The sequence below is a fragment of the Streptomyces davaonensis JCM 4913 genome (assembly GCF_000349325.1).
In the GTDB taxonomy this organism is placed as follows: Bacteria; Actinomycetota; Actinomycetes; order Streptomycetales; family Streptomycetaceae; genus Streptomyces; species Streptomyces davaonensis.
Genome location: NC_020504.1, coordinates 8372220 through 8389609 on the forward strand (window position 1 = coordinate 8372220; position 17390 = coordinate 8389609).

Annotated in this window: 14 protein-coding genes; 5 read left to right on the forward strand and 9 right to left on the reverse strand. The window is 71.4% G+C overall.

Annotation, left to right across the window (positions count from 1 at the left end; translation table 11 throughout):
* Window positions 1–9 precede the first annotated feature (9 nt).
* Window positions 10–2523, reverse strand: a complete 2514-nt coding sequence (locus BN159_RS37065; protein ID WP_015662178.1) for a DEAD/DEAH box helicase — start codon at window positions 2521–2523, stop codon at window positions 10–12.
* A gap of 145 nt (window positions 2524–2668) precedes the next feature.
* Here BN159_RS37065 and BN159_RS37070 point away from each other — a divergent pair, with 145 nt between their 5' ends.
* On the forward strand, window positions 2669–3463 hold the full coding sequence (locus BN159_RS37070; protein ID WP_015662179.1) for a metal-dependent hydrolase: 795 nt from the start codon (window positions 2669–2671) through the stop codon (window positions 3461–3463).
* A 50-nt stretch (window positions 3464–3513) separates the two neighbouring features.
* On the opposite strand, the gene BN159_RS37075 is transcribed toward BN159_RS37070, so the two are convergent.
* The 4 genes from BN159_RS37075 to BN159_RS37090 all read right to left on the reverse strand — a co-directional run bounded on the left by BN159_RS37075 (window position 3514) and on the right by BN159_RS37090 (window position 8213).
* On the reverse strand, window positions 3514–3774 hold the full coding sequence (locus tag BN159_RS37075) for a type B 50S ribosomal protein L31 (protein ID WP_015662180.1): 261 nt from the start codon (window positions 3772–3774) through the stop codon (window positions 3514–3516).
* A gap of 33 nt (window positions 3775–3807) precedes the next feature.
* Complete coding sequence (locus BN159_RS37080) at window positions 3808–4278, reverse strand: DUF5709 domain-containing protein (RefSeq protein ID WP_015662181.1); 471 nt, start codon at window positions 4276–4278, stop codon at window positions 3808–3810.
* Window positions 4279–4557: 279 nt separating this feature from the next.
* On the reverse strand, window positions 4558–6375 hold the full coding sequence (locus BN159_RS37085) for an ABC transporter ATP-binding protein (protein WP_015662182.1): 1818 nt from the start codon (window positions 6373–6375) through the stop codon (window positions 4558–4560).
* Window positions 6372–8213 carry an ABC transporter ATP-binding protein gene (locus BN159_RS37090; protein ID WP_041822142.1) on the reverse strand — a complete coding sequence of 614 codons (1842 nt, stop codon included), beginning with the start codon at window positions 8211–8213 and terminating at the stop codon, window positions 6372–6374. Before BN159_RS37090 ends, BN159_RS37085 begins: the two co-directional genes overlap by 4 nt.
* Window positions 8214–8457: 244 nt before the next feature.
* Between BN159_RS37090 and BN159_RS37095 the strand changes: the two genes are divergently transcribed.
* Entirely contained in the window at window positions 8458–10062 is a 1605-nt protein-coding gene (locus BN159_RS37095) for a peptide-N4-asparagine amidase (protein ID WP_106435816.1), read from the forward strand.
* 14 nt (window positions 10063–10076) lie between these two features.
* Here BN159_RS37095 and BN159_RS37100 read toward each other — a convergent pair whose 3' ends face one another.
* Window positions 10077–11159 (reverse strand): aldo/keto reductase, encoded by a 1083-nt coding sequence (locus BN159_RS37100; protein WP_015662185.1) that lies wholly within the window; start codon window positions 11157–11159, stop codon window positions 10077–10079.
* 141 nt (window positions 11160–11300) lie between these two features.
* Between BN159_RS37100 and BN159_RS37105 the strand changes: the two genes are divergently transcribed.
* Window positions 11301–12212 carry an AraC family transcriptional regulator gene (locus tag BN159_RS37105; protein WP_015662186.1) on the forward strand — a complete coding sequence of 304 codons (912 nt, stop codon included), beginning with the start codon at window positions 11301–11303 and terminating at the stop codon, window positions 12210–12212.
* A gap of 29 nt (window positions 12213–12241) precedes the next feature.
* Here BN159_RS37105 and BN159_RS37110 read toward each other — a convergent pair whose 3' ends face one another.
* Window positions 12242–12706, reverse strand: a complete 465-nt coding sequence (locus BN159_RS37110; RefSeq protein ID WP_015662187.1) for a MarR family winged helix-turn-helix transcriptional regulator — start codon at window positions 12704–12706, stop codon at window positions 12242–12244.
* 92 nt (window positions 12707–12798) lie between these two features.
* On the opposite strand from BN159_RS37110, the gene BN159_RS37115 reads away from it, so the two are divergent.
* Window positions 12799–14604 carry an ABC transporter ATP-binding protein gene (locus BN159_RS37115; protein WP_015662188.1) on the forward strand — a complete coding sequence of 602 codons (1806 nt, stop codon included), beginning with the start codon at window positions 12799–12801 and terminating at the stop codon, window positions 14602–14604.
* 61 nt (window positions 14605–14665) lie between these two features.
* Window positions 14666–15514, forward strand: a complete 849-nt coding sequence (mltG, locus tag BN159_RS37120) for an endolytic transglycosylase MltG (protein ID WP_015662189.1) — start codon at window positions 14666–14668, stop codon at window positions 15512–15514.
* 9 nt (window positions 15515–15523) lie between these two features.
* Here the strand turns inward: mltG and BN159_RS37125 are convergent, their stop codons facing one another.
* Together BN159_RS37125 and BN159_RS37130 are read right to left on the reverse strand one after the other, a co-directional pair.
* A complete protein-coding gene (locus BN159_RS37125; RefSeq protein WP_015662190.1) occupies window positions 15524–16594 on the reverse strand; it encodes an NAD(P)-binding domain-containing protein in 1071 nt (356 codons plus the stop codon).
* Window positions 16595–16607: 13 nt separating this feature from the next.
* Window positions 16608–17384: an ABC transporter ATP-binding protein gene (locus tag BN159_RS37130; RefSeq protein WP_015662191.1), complete on the reverse strand. Its 777-nt coding sequence runs from the start codon at window positions 17382–17384 to the stop codon at window positions 16608–16610.
* Between the last annotated feature and the right edge of the window lie 6 nt (window positions 17385–17390).

Consider the following 17390-nt stretch of genomic DNA (forward strand, 5'->3'; position numbering starts at 1 on the left):
CTCCTGTGCTCACAGCTGGCCGACGTCGGTGACCCGGACGACCGCGCGGCTCTCCGCGTCGGAGGCGGCGAGGTCGATCTCCGCGCTGATGCCCCAGTCGTGGTCGCCGTTGGGGTCGTCGAAGATCTGCCGGACCCGCCACAGCCGGTTCGCCGGCTCCTCCTCGATCACCAGCAGCTTCGGGCCGCGGGCGTTGGGGCCGGTGCCGAGGTCGTCGTACTCGTCCCAGTACTTGTCCATGGCCTCGCCCCAGGCGTCCGCGTCCCAGCCGGCGTCGGCGTCCATCTCGCCCAGCTCCTCGACCTGGTCGAGGGCGGCGAGCTCGACCCGGCGGAAGAGGGCGTTGCGGACCAGGACGCGGAAGGCGCGCGCGTTGGTGGTGACCGGCTTGACCTCGTCGGCCTTCTCCTGGGCCTCCTCGGCGGTCATCTCCTCCGGATTGGCGAGCTGCTCCCACTCGTCCAGCAGGCTGGAGTCGACCTGGCGGACCATCTCGCCCAGCCACTCGATCAGATCCTGGAGGTCCTCGGACTTCAGATCGTCCGGGATGTTGTGGTCCAGCGTCTTGTAGGCACTGGCCAGGTAGCGCAGCACGATGCCCTCGGTGCGGGCCAGCTCGTAGAACGACACCAACTCCGTGAAGGACATCGCCCGCTCGTACATGTCCCGGATGACCGACTTCGGCGACAGCGGATGGTCGCCGACCCAGGGGTGGCTCTTGCGGTAGGTGTTGTACGCGCCGAAGAGCAGCTCCTCCAGCGGCTTGGGCCAGGAGATGTCCTGGAGGCGCTCCATGCGCTCCTCGTACTCCACCCCGTCCGCCTTCATCGCGGCGACGGCCTCGCCCTTGGCCTTGTTCAGCTGCGCGACGAGGATCTGCCGCGGATCGTCCAGCGTGGACTCCACGACGGACACCATGTCCAGCGCGTAGGACGGCGACTCCGGGTCCAGCAGCTCGAACGCGGCCAGCGCGAAGGTGGACAGCGGCTGGTTGAGGGCGAAGTCCTGCTGGAGGTCGACCGTGAGCCGGACGATACGGCCCTCGGCGTCCGGCTCGTCGAGCTTCTCGACGATGCCGCCGTCCAGCAGCGAGCGGTAGATGGCGATGGCACGCCGGATGTGCCGCAACTGCTGCTTGCGCGGCTCGTGGTTGTCCTCCAGCAGATGCCGCATCGCCTCGAAGGCGTTCCCGGGCCGGGCGATCACCGACAGCAGCATGGTGTGCGTGACCCGGAAACGGGACGTCAGCGGCTCCGGCTCGGAGGCGATGAGCTTCTCGAAGGTGTTCTCCGTCCACCCGACGAAGCCCTCGGGTGCCTTCTTGCGGACGACCTTGCGCCGCTTCTTCGGGTCGTCGCCCGCCTTGGCGAGCGCCTTCTCGTTCTCGATGACGTGCTCGGGCCCCTGCGCGACGACGAAGCCCGCCGTGTCGAAGCCCGCCCGGCCGGCCCGGCCCGCGATCTGGTGGAACTCACGGGCCCGCAGCGTGCGCACACGGTTGCCGTCGTACTTGGTCAGCGCCGTGAACAGCACCGTGCGGATGGGCACGTTGACACCCACGCCCAGGGTGTCCGTGCCGCAGATGACCTTCAGCAGACCGGCCTGCGCGAGCTTCTCCACCAGACGGCGGTACTTGGGCAGCATGCCCGCGTGATGGACGCCGATGCCGTGCCGCACGTAGCGGGAGAGATTGCGGCCGAACTTGGTGGTGAAACGGAAGTTGCCGATCAGCTCGGCGATCTGGTCCTTCTCCTCGCGCGAGCACATGTTGATGCTCATCAGCGCCTGCGCCCGCTCCACGGCCTGCGCCTGCGTGAAGTGCACGATGTACACCGGCGCCTGCTTGGTCTCCAGCAGCTCGGTCAGCGTCTCGGTGAGCGGCGTGAGGCGGTACTCGTAGGAGAGCGGCACCGGGCGGGTCGCCGAGCGGACCACGGCCGTCGGGCGGCCGGTGCGCCGGGTGAGGTCCTGCTCGAACATCGAGACGTCGCCGAGCGTCGCCGACATCAGCACGAACTGCGCCTGGGGCAGTTCGAGGATCGGGATCTGCCAGGCCCAGCCGCGGTCCCCCTCCGCGTAGAAGTGGAACTCGTCCATGACGACCTGGCCGACGTCGGCGTGCTTGCCGTCGCGCAGCGCGATCGAGGCGAGGACCTCGGCGGTGCAGCAGATGACGGGGGCGTCGGCGTTGACGGACGCGTCGCCGGTGAGCATGCCGACGTTCTCGGTGCCGAACAGCTTGCACAGTTCGAAGAACTTCTCCGACACCAGCGCCTTGATCGGGGCGGTGTAGAAGGTGACCTCGTCACGGGCGAGCGCGGCGAAGTGGGCACCCGCCGCGATCATGCTCTTGCCGGACCCGGTGGGCGTCGACACGATCACGTTCGCGCCGGACACCACCTCGATCAGCGCCTCCTCCTGGTGGGGGTAGAGAGTCAGACCGCGCTCCTGGGCCCACGACTCGAAGGCTTCGTAGAGGGCGTCGGGGTCGGCGGTCGGCGGCAGCTGATCGATGAGGGTCACCCACCCATCTTGCCTGCCGACCGGCCTGACAGGGGAATCGGCTGCCGGTCCGAAGATCGCGAACGCTACGCTGTGTCGCCGACGACACGTCAGCGCACACCGTCAACTGGACAGCGGCACACGAGGAATAGGGCGGGCAACGGCCATGATGGGACCAGCACACTCACTGTCGGGCGCCGCGGCCTGGCTCGGCGTCGGGGCGGCGGCAGCGGCGGCCGGACGCCCGATGCCCTGGCCCGTCGTCCTGGTCGGCGCGCTGATCTGCGCCGGAGCGGCACTCGCCCCGGACCTCGACCACAAGGCCGCCACCATCTCCCGCGCCTTCGGACCACTCTCGCGCTGGCTGTGCGAGATCGTCGACAAGCTCTCCTACGCCGTCTACAAGGCCACCAAGAAGCAGGGCGACCCGCGCCGCTCCGGCGGTCACCGAACCCTCACGCACACCTGGCTGTGGGCCGTCCTGATCGGGGCGGGCGCCTCGGTACTGGCGATCACCGGGGGCCGCTGGGCCGTGCTGGGCATCCTCTTCGCGCACATGGTGCTGGCCATCGAGGGCCTGCTGTGGCGGGCGGCGCGCGGGTCCAGCAGCGACATCCTGGTCTGGCTGCTGGCCGCGACCAGCGCCTGGATCCTGGCCGGGGTGCTGGACAAGCCGGGCAACGGCGCGGACTGGCTGTTCACGGCGCCGGGCCAGGAGTACCTGTGGCTGGGGCTGCCGATCGTGCTGGGCGCGCTGGTGCACGACATCGGGGACTCGCTGACGGTGTCGGGCTGCCCGATCCTGTGGCCCATCCCGGTGGGCCGCAAGCGCTGGTACCCGATCGGTCCGCCGAAGGCCCTGCGGTTCCGGGCCGGCAGCTGGGTGGAGCTGAAGGTGCTCATGCCGGTGTTCATGCTGCTCGGCGGAGTGGGCTGCGCGGCGGCGCTCAACGTCATCTGAGCGGCAGCGGCAGCGGCTGCGTCGGCGCCAGCGGCGCGACCGGGGTCCGGTCAGGTCCCCTCGGCGTCCGCCCCGCCGTAACGGCGCTCGAAGCGGGCGACGCGGCCTTCCGAGTCCACCGTGCGGGCCTTGCCGGTGTAGAAGGGGTGGCTCTCGGAGGAGATCTCCACGTCCACCACCGGGTACGTCTCGCCGTCGTCCCACTCGATGGTCTCGCCGCTGGTCGCGGTGGACCGGGTGAGGAAGGCGTACCCGGCGGCGCGGTCCCGGAAGACGACCGCGCGGTAGTCGGGGTGCTTGTCCTGCTGCATCAGGGCTCCTCGGGGGCAGGTGCGGGGGCGGTCTCAGCCGGACAGGGCGTCCTCGTCGACGATGTGCATGGCGGCCTCCTCGGCCGAGGCCGCGGCACCGTCGATCCCGACGTCCGTGGCGACCAGCGCACTCTCCTCGTCCTCGTGCGCGCCCTCGTCGGGGGCGACGAGCCGGCCGGAGCGCGCGGCGCCGACCTCGTTGTCCAGGAGCTCGCCGTCGGTGCCCTCGCAGTCGCCGAGACCGTCGCCGTCGGGGGTGGCGAGATCCGGCAGCTCCTCGGCGAGCCGCTGGTCCAGCGTCTCGCCCTCATGGCGCTCCGCCGCCGTCACACCGGAGCGCTCCACCGCCCACGGACGGTCGGGCGGGGACCAGCCGCGATCGAGGGGGTCGCCGACGCCGTCGTTGTCCAGCGTGTCCTCGGCGTCGAGCAGCCCCGCGTCGTCCTGGACCTCGGACGCGTCGGGCTGGTAGACGTCGTCCCCCCATCCGTCGGCGTTGTTCACGGGTACCTCCAGGTGCTGGGGACGGGCCCGTCGACACCACGATCGACGACAGGCCGGCGCGCGGGGCACAGGCTGCGCCCGACACGTACCGCAGGCTTCCCGGGCGCTCCCCGAACCGGTGCCGCTATCCAGCCTTCCACCCCTTTTCCCACCCGCGCAACGCCACGGGCCCGGTGCGGGGGCGGCGACGGGCGAACGCGCCTGCCCGGAGGCCACCAGGGGCGCCCCGAGCCACGCCCGATCACCCCTGGTACCCCCAGTACCCCCGGCCGCCACACCTCACCCGTGCCAGGACCGCCAAAGCGCCGCGTACGCTCCCTGCGCCGCGACCAGCTCGTCATGGCTGCCCAGCTCGCTGATGCGGCCGTTCTCGACGACGGCGATGACGTCGGCGTCGTGGGCGGTGTGCAGGCGGTGGGCGATGGCGACCACCGTGCGGCCGTCCAGGACGCGGGCCAGGGAACGCTCCAGGTGGCGCGCGGCCCGTGGGTCGAGAAGGGACGTCGCCTCGTCCAGGACCAGCGTGTGCGGGTCGGCCAGCACCAGCCGGGCCAGCGCGATCTGCTGCGCCTGCGCCGGGGTCAGCGCGAAGCCGCCCGAGCCGACCTCGGTGTCAAGCTCCTCGTCGAGGGTGCGGGCCCAGTCGTCCGCGTCCACCGCCGCGAGCGCCGCCCACAGCTCCGCGTCGGCGGAGTCCTCCGACGCCCCCGCGTTCGACGGGAGCCGGGAGTGGGGGAGGGCGAGCAGGAGGTTGTCGCGCAGGGAGCCCACGAAGACGTGGTGCTCCTGGTTGACGAGGGCCACGTGCTCGCGGACCCGTTCCGCCGGCATCCGGGACAGTTCGGCGCCGCCGAGGGCGATCCGGCCCTCCCGGGGCGCGTAGATACCGGCGAGGAGCCTGCCGAGGGTGGACTTGCCCGCGCCGGAGGGGCCGACCAGCGCCAGCCGGGTACCGGGGGCCACCTCCAGGGACACCTTGCGCAGGACGTCCACGCCTTCGAGGTAGCCGAAGTGCACCCGGTCGGCGTGCACATCGCGTCCGTCGGGGGCCAGCGAGTCGTCCCCGGCGTCCGGCTCGATGTCCCGGACCCCGACCAGCCGGGCCAGCGACACCTGGGCGACCTGGAGCTCGTCGTACCAGCGCAGGATCAGGCCCACCGGGTCGACCAGCATCTGGGCGATGAGCGCGCCCGTGGTCAGCTCGCCGACGTCGATCCAGCCCTCGAGGACGAAGACCCCGCCGAGCATCAGCACCGAGCCGAGGACGGTGACATGGGTGGCGCTGATGACCGGGAAGAGCACCGAACGCAGCCAGAGCGTGTAGTTCTCCCAGGCCGTCCACTCCTTGACCCGCTGCTTGGACAGGTCGATGCGGCGCTCCGCGAGCCGGTGGGCCTCGACCGTTCGGCCCGCGTCCACGGTCTCGGCGAGCACCGCGGCGACGGCGGCGTACCCGGCGGACTCCGAGCGGTAGGCGGCGGGCGCCCGCTTGAAGTACCAGCGGCAGCCGGCCACCAGCAGCGGCACGGCGACCAGCACCGCGGCGCCCAGTGGCGGCGCGGTGATCACGAGGCCGCCCAGCAGCAGCGCCGCCCACACGATGCCGATCGCCAGCTGGGGCACGGCTTCGCGCATGGCGTTGGCGAGCCGGTCGATGTCGGTGGTGATCCGGGACAGCAGGTCGCCGGTCCCGGCGCGCTCCAGGACGCCGGGCGGCAGCCCGACGGACCGGACGAGGAAGTCCTCACGCAGATCGGCCAGCATCCGCTCACCGAGGATCGCGCCGCGCAGCCGTACCTCCCGGACGAAGACCGCCTGGATGAGCAGCGCGACGACGAACAGCGAGACGGTGAGCCCCAGATGAAGCTCCTTTGCCCCCTCCGACACCCGCTCGACCAGGTCGCCGAGCAGCCACGGACCGGCCATGGAGGCCAGGACCGCGGCCGTGTTGACGCCGATCAGGACCAGGAAGGCGCGGCGGTGCCGCTGGAACAGTTCGGTCACGTAGGCGCGTACGGTGGCCGGGGCGCCGACGGGCAGGGTGTTCGCCGTCGTCGGAGCCGCGGGGTCGTAGGCCGGTGGCGCTACGCCGATCATGCGCTTTCCTCGATTTCTTCCAGTGCGTCGATCTGTTCCAGCGCGTCCACCGGTGCGGCCGACCCGGTGTCCCCGCCCTGCCGCGCCGCGTCACGCAGCGCCGCCTCCTCGTCCGTCTCACGTGTCACCACCGCCCGGTACAGCGGCTCCTTGTGGAGCAGATCCCGGTGCACGCCCACCGCCGTGACCTCGCCCTCGTGGACGAGGACGACCCGGTCGGCGCGGTCCAGGAGCAGCGGCGAGGAGGTGAACACCACCGTCGTGCGCCCGGCGCGCAGTTCCTTCAGACCGCCCGCGATCCGTGCCTCGGTGTGCGAGTCGACGGCGGAGGTGGGTTCGTCCAGGACGAGCACCTCCGGGTCGGTCACCAGCGAGCGGGCGAGCGCCAGCCGCTGGCGCTGGCCGCCGGACAGGGAGCGGCCCCGTTCGGTGATGAGGGCGTCCATCGGGTCCGCGGCGTCGAGCGAGCCCTGGGCCAGCGCGGCCAGTACGTCCGCGCACTGCGCCGCCGCCAGCGCCTCCGCCGAGCCGACCGCGCCCGAATGGGGCACGTCGAGCAGTTCGCGCAGGGTGCCGGAGAGCAGTACCGGGTCCTTGTCCTGGACGAGGACGGCCGTGCGCGCGGTGTCGAGCGGCAGCTCGTCCAGCGGCACCCCGCCCAGCCGTACCGAGGTGCCCGTCTGCGAGGGGTGGCCGCCCAGCCGTTCGGCCAGCCGCCCGGCCGCGTCCGGGTCGCCGCACACCACGGCGGTGAACCGGCCCGCGGGCGCGAGCAGTCCGGTGGCCGGGTCGTACAGGTCGCCGGACGGCACCTCCCCGGCGCGGGACCCGTCGGTGTCGGTGGGCCGCTCCAGCGACAGCACCCCCGCGGCCCGCCGGGCCGAGGGGCGGGAGAAGGAGTAGGCCATGGCGATTTCCTCGAAGTGCCGCAGAGGGTAGGTGAGCAGCATGATCGAGCTGTAGGCGGTGACCAGTTCGCCGACGGCGATGCGGCCGTCGCGGGCCAGGTGGACGCCGTACCAGACGACCGCGATCAGCAGCAGGCCCGGGAGCAGGACCTGGATGGCGGCGATGAGGGCCCACATCCGGGCGCTGCGGACGGCGGCGTGCCGGACCTCCTGGGAGGCGCGGCGGTAGCGGTCGAGGAAGAGTTCCTCGCCGCCGATGCCGCGCAGTACGCGGAGCCCGGCCACGGTGTCCGAGGCCAGTTCGGTGGCGCGGCCCGCCTTCTCGCGCTGGAAGTCGGCGCGCCGGGTGGCCCGGGGCAGCAGCGGCAGGACCGCGACCGCCAGGACGGGCAGGCCGACCGCGACGACGACGCCGAGCGCGGGCTGGTAGAGCACCAGGCCGACGCAGACCAGCACGATGGTGACCGCGGCCGCGGTGAACCGGGAGACGGCCTCCACGAACCAGCCGATCTTCTCGACGTCACCGGTGGAGACGGCCACGACCTCCCCCGCCGCGACGCGCCGGGTCAGTGCGGAGCCGAGCAGCGCCGCCTTGCGGGCCAGCAGTTGCTGGACACGGGCCGCGGCGGTGATCCAGTTGGTGACGGCGGAGCGGTGCAGGAAGGCGTCGCCGAGGGCGATGCCCGCACCGGCGAGCGCCATCAGCCCGCCCGCGAGGGCGAGTCGGCCACCTGAGCGGTCCACGACGGCCTGGATGGCGAGTCCGACGCAGAACGGCAGCGAGGAGACGGAGGCGAAGTGCACCAGGCCCCAGGCCAGGGCCTTGAGCTGGCCGCCCAGCTGGTTCCGGAAGAGCCACCACAGGAAGCGGGGCCCCGAGCGGGCGTCCGGGACGCCCGGGTCGGGATACGGAAGGTCTTGAATCTGCATGACGTCCCAGCGGCTCGGGTCGGGGGCGGAAGGGCGGACGGCCACCGCGCGCCTCGAACCCGTGTCCGCGCGGCGGCAGCAAACCGTGACAGGTTCGCGTCGCAGCGTGGTCGGTGGCAAGCGGTTTTCTCCCCAAGGGGAAACGATTCGGCTGCCCTCAGGGGCCACACCGGACCCGCGGACTCCGCCACTCCCGCCCACGCCCCATTGCGCCGCCCCCGAACACCCCCGTAGAACACCGCCCATGAAGAGACGGATCGTCATGTCCATGTTCGCCGGAGCGACCCTCCTGGCGAGCGCGCTCCTCGGAGCGAACCCCGCGTCCGCCCGACAGGCCGACGTCCCCGCCGAGTTCGGCTCGGACTGGCACGACCCGGTCACGGCCGCCCCACCCGTCACCGCCCCGGACACCAGGTCCTGCGAAGTGACGCTCGCCGAGGCGCAGTTCCGCGACTTCACGCCGTACCGAGGCACATACACCCCGCCCGACGGCTGCGGCGACCGCTGGAGCAAGGTCGTGCTGCGTCTCGACGGCAAGGTCAAGGGCCGCCAGTACGACCGCCTCGGCCACGTCAGCGTGGGCGGCGTCGAGATCTTCCGTACGTCCACCCCGCAGCCCTCGCCCGACGGCATCGCATGGTCCGTCGAGAAGGACGTCACGCGCTACAGCGACACCCTCCGCGAGCGCGGCGACGTCGAGATGCTCATCGGAAACGTCGTCGATGACACCTACACCGGCATCATCGACGTGAAGGTGACCCTGACCTTCCACACCGGCAGACCCGCGAGCACCCCCGACCAGGTCCTCCCCCTGACCGACGGCACCCTCACCACCCCGCGCAACAGCGAACGCGTCGTCGCCGAGGTGTACGCCACCGGATCCGGCGGCGGCTGCGAGGAGTACTGGTACCTCACGGTGCCCGACTCCGCGCCGTACTCCTGCCAGGCCGCCGACGGCCCCAACCGCGAGGTGCAGATCAAGGTGGACGGCCAACTGGCGGGCGTGGCCGCGCCGTTCCCGCACGTCTGGACCGGGGGCTGGTCCAATCCCTTCCTCTGGTACGTCGTTCCGGGGCCGCGCGCCTTCGACGTCAGGCCGATCGAATACGACCTGACGCCGTTCGCGGGCCTCCTCAACGACGGCCGACCGCACGACATCCAGGTCTCCGTGGCCGGACTGCCCGAAGGGCGCCCCGGCTGGAGCGCCCCCGTGAACATCCTCGTCTGGCAGGACGAGGGCCGCGCACACGTCACCGGCGCGCTCACCGCGCACCGAGACCGGGGCCTCACCAACTCCTCGGCCCACACGCCCGGTTCGGAACACCGTCTGGACACCGAGAGCGCGCACGCGCTGACCGTCGCCGGATACGTCGACACTTCGCACGGCCGGGTGAGCACCACCGTCCGCCGCTCGCTGGCGCACACCTCCGTCCATCGCTGGACCGACGGCGAGACCATGGACGCACTCGATGCCACCTGGCGCGACGACGAGTCGGTCACGGTCGACGGACGCGGACCGGCGAGCACGACGCGCACCCAACGCACGTACACCATGGACGGCACCACCACGCTCGGCACGGACGACCGGCTGCGCACCGTGCTCACCCTCGGCGACCGGGCCTCGGCGGAGACGACCCGCGACGGACGGCGCACCGCCTGGTCCAGGCTCGACGACACCTATGCCGGCGACGCCACCTGGACCGTCAACGTGCCCCGCGACCAGCGTCACGCGGTCGGCACCTCGAGCGAGCGCTACCGGCTGTACGGCTCGGATGCCCCCGGCGGCTGCTACGACCGCCGACTGGCCACCGCCCAGGGGATACTGACGGACGATCACCGGACGTGTTGACCAGGCCCGTTGCGTCAGTAGCGCACATCGCTCTGCAACAGCGGCGGGTAGACCATGGACGCCTCCCCGTCCACGGTCGCCCCCGCAAACTGGAGCATGGCGCGCAGTGAACCGTGCATCGGCGCCGGATAGTCGAGCTCCGGCGCCGACACCTTCTCCAGCGCCTCGAGGTGCTCAGGGGAGAGCCGTACCTCAAGTCCCGCGAGGTTGCTCTCCAGATGCTCCACCCGCCGGGCCCCGATGATCGGTACGACCGTCCCGGCGCGCGCCCGCAGCCACGCCAGCGACACCGCCGCCGAGGAGGTCCCCAACTCGTCCGCCACGGCGGCGACGGTGTCGATCACCTCGTACTCCCGCTCGCTCGGCCCCCCGACGAAGGCCGTGCGGGCGGAGTCGGTGACCTCGGTGCCGCGGCGGTACTTGCCGGACAGGAAGCCGTTCTTGAGCGGGCTCCAGGGCACCAGCGCGATGCCCTGGTCGAGGGCGAGCGGGGCGAGTTCACCCTCGACGGTGCGGGCCAGCAGCGAGTACTCGACCTGGAGGGCGATCAGTGGGGTCCAGCCCTTGAGCAGGGCCGTCGTCTGGGCCTGGGCGGTGAGCCAGGCGGGGGTGTTGGAGAAGCCGATGTAGCGGATCTTCCCGGCACGGACGAGGTCGTCGAGGGTGCGCAGGGTCTCCTCGACGGGGGTGTGGCGGTCCCAGTTGTGCAGCCAGTAGACGTCGAGGTAGTCGGTGCGCAGCCGGCGCAGCGTCTCATGGAGCTGCGCGATGATCGAGGCGCGGCCCGCGCCGCCGCCGTTGGGGTCGCCGGGGTACAGGTTGCCGAAGAACTTCGAGGCCAGGACGACGTGTTGGCGGCGTCCGGGACGGGCGGCGAACCAGTCGCCGAGGATCTTCTCCGAGTGGCCGTTGGTGTAGAAGTTCGCCGTGTCGATGAAGTTCCCGCCCCGGTCGAGGTAGGTCGCCAGGATCCGCTCGGACTCCTCGACGCCGCATCCGGCGGCCCCGGGATCGTCGCCGAAGGTCATCGCGCCGAGCGCGAACGGGCTGACGCGCAGTCCGGAGCGGCCGAGGGTGACGTAGTGATCGAGTGGCATGATCGTGCTCCTTGAGTGAGGGAACGGTCATTACCAGGAAAGCGCTCAGGCAATGGTGAGCGGTAGAACGATCCACCTCGGCTCTTGCACGATCCGCTCGACTTCACCCCGATCGGGCTCGGGCGAGCCTTACAGTGAAGTGTGCGCACGAGAGAAAACCTCCTCGACGAGATCCGCGGCATCATCGCGGACCGCGCGGGCCCGGATCCGCGCAGCCGCATCCCCGGGCTGCTGCTCTCCCGCGTGGAGACGAGCGAGCCCGACTACTCGCTGACCGAGCCCCTGTTGGTCGTGATGGCGCAGGGCGGCAAGCGCCTGCTGCTCGGCGAGCAGGTGCACGAGTACCGGGCCGGGCAGTGCCTGGTGGTCACCGCGGATCTGCCGGTCACGGGCCACTTCGTGGGCGCGAGCCGGGCGGAACCGGCGCTCGGGATGGGCCTGGTGCTGAGCCCGGCCGCGGTGGCGCCGCTGCTGCTGGAGGCGCCGCCGGGACTCCGGTCGCGTGCCACGGCGCCCTCGACCGCGCTCGCGACCGGGGACGCGGGAGCCGACCTGCTCGACGCGGTGGCCCGACTGCTGAGGCTGCTGGACCACCCCTCGGACGCCCCCGTCCTCGCCCCGCTCATCGAACGGGAGATCATCTGGCGCCTGCTCACCGGCCCGCACGGCGCGCTGGTCCGCCAGATCGGCCTGGCCGACAGCGGCCTGTCCTACGTCGCCCGCGCCATCCGCTGGATCCGCGAGCACCACGCCGAGCCGATGCGCATCGAGGAGCTCGCCCGGCTGACCGGGATGAGCAGTTCGGCCTTCCACCGCAACTTCCGTGCCGTCACGGCCATGAGCCCGCTCCAGTTCCAGAAGCGCATCCGCCTCCAGGAGGCCCGTTCCCTGCTCGTCGCCCACCCGGGCGATGTCGCGGGCGTAGGACACCTCGTCGGCTACGACAGCCCCTCACAGTTCAACCGCGAGTACCGCCGCCTCTTCGGGGCACCTCCGGGTCAGGACGCGACCCGTCTGCGCGCGACCACAGCGGCCGTACGGCAGCTGCCGTGATGCCCTTGAGGCCCTTGATGCCCTGAGGCTCAGCAGCCCCGCCCGCCGTCCACCAGCGTGTCGAGCAACCCGCCGAGCACCTCGCGCTGCTCGGCCGTGAGCGGCGCCAGGATCTCCTGGGCCGCGGATCGCCGCGCCCCGTGCAGTGCGCGCAGCGCCTTCAGTCCGTCCTCGGTGAGTTCGATGCGGATCACCCGCCGGTTCGTGGGATCCGGCACCCGGCGGACCTTGCCGCTCGCCTCAAGACCGTCGACCAGCGAGGTGACGGCCCGCGGGACCACTTCCAGGCGTTCGGCGAGGTCGGCCATCCGGGGCGGCGAGGAGTAGTGCGCGAGGGTGCGCAGCAGCCGGGACTGGGCCGGGGTGACGCCCAGCCCGGAGAGCTCGATGTGCCGCTTCTGGATCCGGTGCACCCGCCGGGTGAACCGCAGCAACTGCTCGGCGAGCGGTCCGTCGAGGTCAGTCGAGGAGGTCACCGGATCTGGGCTGGTCATACGGGAACAATATCAGGACCAGGCTCATTGTGAGTATAGGTAACAATGAGCTAAGCTCCGTCAGTCCCGCCCTCACCCCTCCGTAGGAGCCCATGCATCCCGATCACGAACCCGCCTGGACACCGCCTGCCGACGCCGCGCAAGAGCCCCGGCAGGTGCGCCGCATCCTGCGTCTGTTCCGCCCCTACCGCGGGCGCCTCGCGATCGTCGGCCTGCTGGTCGGCGCCGCCTCCCTGGTCTCCGTGGCGACCCCTTTCCTGCTGAAGGCGATCCTCGACGTCGCCATTCCCGAGGGCCGCACCGGCCTGCTCAGCCTGCTCGCGCTCGGCATGATCCTCAGCGCGGTCCTCACCAGCGTCTTCGGCGTCCTCCAGACCCTGATCTCGACGACCGTCGGCCAGCGCGTCATGCACGACCTGCGCACCGCCGTCTACGGCCGCCTCCAGCGCATGTCGCTCGCCTTCTTCACCCGGACCCGCACCGGCGAGGTGCAGTCCCGCATCGCCAACGACATCGGCGGCATGCAGGCCACCGTCACCTCGACGGCCACCTCGCTGGTCGCCAACTTCACCAGCGTGGTCGCCACGATCGTCGCGATGCTCGTCCTCGACTGGCGGCTGACGGCCGTCTCCCTGCTGCTGCTCCCGGTGTTCGTGTGGATCAGCCGCCGGGTCGGCAACGAACGCAAGAAGATCACCACCCAGCGCCAGAAGCAGATGGCCGTCATGGCCGCCACGGTCACCGAGTCGCTCTCCGTCAGCGGCATCCTGCTCGGCCGCACGATGGGCCGCTCCGACTCGCTGACGAAGTCCTTCGCCGATGAGTCCGAGGGCCTGGTCGACCTGGAAGTGCGCTCGAACATGGCGGGCCGCTGGCGCATGGCCGTCATCACCATCGTCATGGCCGCGATGCCCGCCGTCATCTACTGGACCGCGGGCCTGGCCCTCCAGTACGGCGGCCCGGAGGTCTCGATCGGCACGATCGTCGCCTTCGTCTCGCTCCAGCAGGGCCTGTTCCGCCCGGCCGTCAGCCTGCTCAGCACCGGCGTCCAGATCCAGACCTCGCTCGCCCTCTTCCAGCGCATCTTCGAATACCTCGACCTGCCCATCGACATCACCGAGCCCGAACGCCCGGTCCACCTCGACGAGATCAAGGGCGAGGTCCGCTTCGAGAACGTCGAGTTCCGCTACGACGACCAGGGCGCCCCCATCCTCGACGGCGTCGACATCACGGTCCCCGCGGGCGGCTCTCTCGCGGTCGTCGGCCCGACCGGCGCGGGCAAGTCCACGCTCGGCCACCTGGTGCCGCGGCTGTACGACGTCACCGGCGGCCGGGTCACCCTCGACGGGGTCGACGTGCGCGACCTGGACTTCGACACCCTGGCCCGCGCGGTCGGCGTCGTCTCGCAGGAGACGTACCTCTTCCACGCCTCCGTCGCCGACAACCTGCGCTTCGCCAAGCCGGACGCCACCGACGAGGAGCTGCACGCGGCGGCGAAGGCGGCGCAGATCCACGACCACATCGCCGCCCTGCCCGACGGCTACGACACGGTCGTCGGTGAGCGTGGCTACCGCTTCTCCGGCGGCGAGAAGCAGCGCCTGGCCATCGCCCGCACCATCCTGCGCGATCCGCCCGTGCTGGTTCTCGACGAGGCGACCAGCGCCCTGGACACCCGTACCGAGCACGCCGTGCAGGAGGCCATCGACGCGCTCTCGGCCAACCGCACCACGCTCACCATCGCGCACCGGCTGTCCACCATTCGGGGTGCCGACCAGATCGTGGTCCTCGACTCCGGCCGGACCGCCGAACGCGGCACGCACGAGGAACTGCTGGCGCGGGACGGGCGATACGCGACGCTGGTCCGCCGGGACGCCCGACTGGAGCCGTCGGGAGCCTGATGGGAGCCGACAAGATGAAGATATGCCGGGTTTGTGAGCTTTAGCGGGTTACCGTGCCCGCATGCACATGAACACTCCGTCACGGAGCGCGATCCGACTGACGCGCCGGGGCCGACTCGTCCTCATCGCGACCGGGGCCGTCGTGGCCGGCACCGCCGTGGCGGTGCCGCTGCTGAGCCTGGGCGGCGAGAAGGAGAAGAAGCCCACCACCCTGGTGATCCCGGAGGGCTGGCGGTCCGGACAGATCTACGAGGCCGTCGACAAGGCGCTCGAACTGCCCGCGGGCACCGCCAAGAAGTCCCTGGCCAAGGCGAATCTGAAGCTGCCGATCGACGCCGACGGCAACCCCGAGGGCTACCTCTTCCCGGCGACGTACCCCCTGGAACAGAAGGGCAGGAAGGCGACACCCGAGTCGCTGCTGTCGTTCATGGTCGACACCGCCAACAAGAAGTTCAACGGCGCCCCGATCGCCGCGGGCGCCCAGCGCAACGCGATGAACGTCTATCAGGCGGTCACCATCGCGAGCATCGTCCAGGCCGAGGCGGCCACCAAGACCGACATGGGCAAGGTGGCCCGGGTGGTCTTCAACCGCCTGGAGCGCGGCATGCCGCTCCAGATGGATTCCACCATCAACTACGCCCTCAACCGCTCGACGCTGAAGACGACACCGGCCGACACCCGGATCGAGAGCCCCTACAACTCGTACCAGCGCATGGGCCTGCCCCCGACCCCGATCGACAACCCGGGCGAGGACGCGGTGCGCGCCGCGATCAGCCCCGCCCCGGGCGACTGGCTGTACTTCGTCACCGTCAAGCCGGGCGACACCCGCTTCACCGCCGACTACGCCGAGCATCAGCGCAACGTCGCGGAGTTCAACCGCAACCAGAAGAGCTCGCCCAAGGCGAAGTGAGGGGAGCGGTCAGGCGGCCGCCGACTGCTCCTCGGCCAGCAGCCGCCTGATGTCCCGTACGGCCGCGCGGCCCGCCCGGTTGGCGCCGATGGTGCTCGCCGAGGGGCCGTAGCCGACGAGGTGGATCCGCGGATCGGCGACCGCCCGGGTCCCGTCGATGCGGATGCCGCCGCCCGGCTCGCGCAGTCTGAGCGGCGTCAGATGGTCGATGGCGGCCCGGAACCCGGTTGCCCACAGGATGACGTCGGCGTCCACGCGCCGGCCGCCGGCCCACTCGACCCCGTCCGGGGTGATCCGGTCGAACATGGGCTGCCTGTCCAGCACCCCGTCCGCGAGCCCCTGGCGGATCGCGTCGTTGAGCGGCAGACCGGTCACCGACACCACGCTCCTGGGCGGCAGCCCCTGCCGCACCCGCTCCTCGACCAGCGCCACCGCCGCCCGCCCCGCGTTCTCGTCGAACGGGCCCTCGCGGAACACGGGAGGCCGCCGCGTGACCCAGGTAGTGGCGGCCGCGTACGGAGCGATCTCCAGCAGATGCTGTGTACCCGACGCACCCCCGCCCACCACGACCACCCGCAGCCCGGCGAACTCCTCGGGCCCCGGGTACTGCGCGGTGTGCAACTGCCGCCCGCGAAAACTCTCCTGGCCTGGATAGCGGGGCCAGAACGGCCGATCCCACGTACCAGTGGCGTTGATCAGCGCCCGCGTCGACCAGTCCCCGGCCGAGGTCTCGACGAGCAGCCGCCCGCCGTCCCCCTCGCGCACGGCCCGCACATCCACCGGCCGCAGCACCCGCAGATCGAAGGCGCGCTCGTAGTTCTCGAAGTACTCGGCGATCACTTCGGCGGACGGCCGCGCCGGATCCGCCCCGGTCAGCTCCATCCCGGGCAGCGCGTGCATCCCGTGCACCTTGCCGTACGTCAGCGAAGGCCACCGGAACTGCCAGGCACCGCCCGGGCCGGGGGAGTGGTCCAGCACGACGAAGTCACGGCCCGGCTCGAATCCGCTGCGCCGCAGGTGATAGGCGCCGGCGAGCCCTGCCTGCCCGGCGCCTATGACGACTACCTCGGTGTTGTTCACGCTTCTACTAACTTCACCGGGGTCGGAGATCTTCCCGGACCGTCGATTCGTTGCCTGCGAGGCGCCGCAGGAGTCGGACCAACCGGGGGTCGGTGATGTCGCGCGGGCGGTCGATGCCGATCCGCTCCTCGTGAGCGATGGAGCCGCCCTCCATCACGAGCACACGATCGGCCAGGAGCACGGCCTCCTCGGCATCGTCCGTGACGAGCAGCACCGTGCAGCCACGCCGCTGCCACACCTCCCCGAGCAGCCGCCGGGCCGCGGTCCGGGTCGGCGCGTCCAGCGCCCCGAACGGGTCGTCGAGGAGCAGCAGATCGGGTTCGCGTACCAACGCCCTTGCCAGGGAGACGCGTTGTGCCTCGCCGTCGGACAGGGTCCTGGACCGGGCGGTCGTACGGTGTCCCAGGCCGACCTCGTCGAGGACGCGCTCGGCGAGGGCGCGGTCGGGTTTGCCGGGCAGGTCGAGCAGGACGTTGCGCCAGACGCGTTTCCACGGCATGAGTTGGGGCGTCCGGGCGGCGACGGCCTTGCGGCGCGGCACGAGGACGGTGCCCTCGATGTCGCGGTCGAGCCCGGCGAGGATGCGCAGCAGGGTGGACCTGGCGCGACCGGCGCGACCGGCGCGACCGACCAGAGCGACGAATTCGCCGTGCTCGATGTCGAGTTGGAGCCGGTCGATGACCCTGCGGCCGTCGAAGGAGCGGATGAGGCCGTCGACGTGCACGGCGTGCGGGGCCTTGACGGCCCGGTAGGTCCTGGGGTTCATCGGCCAGTGCAGGTCGGTCGCCATGGCGGC

Excerpts from the sequence above, each read along its gene's own strand:
- BN159_RS37070 (WP_015662179.1), top strand. The coding sequence starts at position 2,669 with ATGATGGGACCAGCACACTCACTGTCGGGCGCCGCGGCCTGGCTCGGC.
- BN159_RS37075 (WP_015662180.1), bottom strand. The coding sequence starts at position 3,774 with ATGCAGCAGGACAAGCACCCCGACTACCGCGCGGTCGTCTTCCGGGAC.
- BN159_RS37085 (WP_015662182.1), bottom strand. The coding sequence starts at position 6,375 with ATGATCGGCGTAGCGCCACCGGCCTACGACCCCGCGGCTCCGACGACG.
- BN159_RS37090 (WP_041822142.1), bottom strand. The coding sequence starts at position 8,213 with ATGCAGATTCAAGACCTTCCGTATCCCGACCCGGGCGTCCCGGACGCC.
- BN159_RS37095 (WP_106435816.1), top strand. The coding sequence starts at position 8,458 with ATGAAGAGACGGATCGTCATGTCCATGTTCGCCGGAGCGACCCTCCTG.
- BN159_RS37100 (WP_015662185.1), bottom strand. The coding sequence starts at position 11,159 with ATGCCACTCGATCACTACGTCACCCTCGGCCGCTCCGGACTGCGCGTC.
- BN159_RS37110 (WP_015662187.1), bottom strand. The coding sequence starts at position 12,706 with ATGACCAGCCCAGATCCGGTGACCTCCTCGACTGACCTCGACGGACCG.
- BN159_RS37115 (WP_015662188.1), top strand. The coding sequence starts at position 12,799 with ATGCATCCCGATCACGAACCCGCCTGGACACCGCCTGCCGACGCCGCG.
- mltG (WP_015662189.1), top strand. The coding sequence starts at position 14,666 with ATGCACATGAACACTCCGTCACGGAGCGCGATCCGACTGACGCGCCGG.
- BN159_RS37130 (WP_015662191.1), bottom strand. The coding sequence starts at position 17,384 with ATGGCGACCGACCTGCACTGGCCGATGAACCCCAGGACCTACCGGGCC.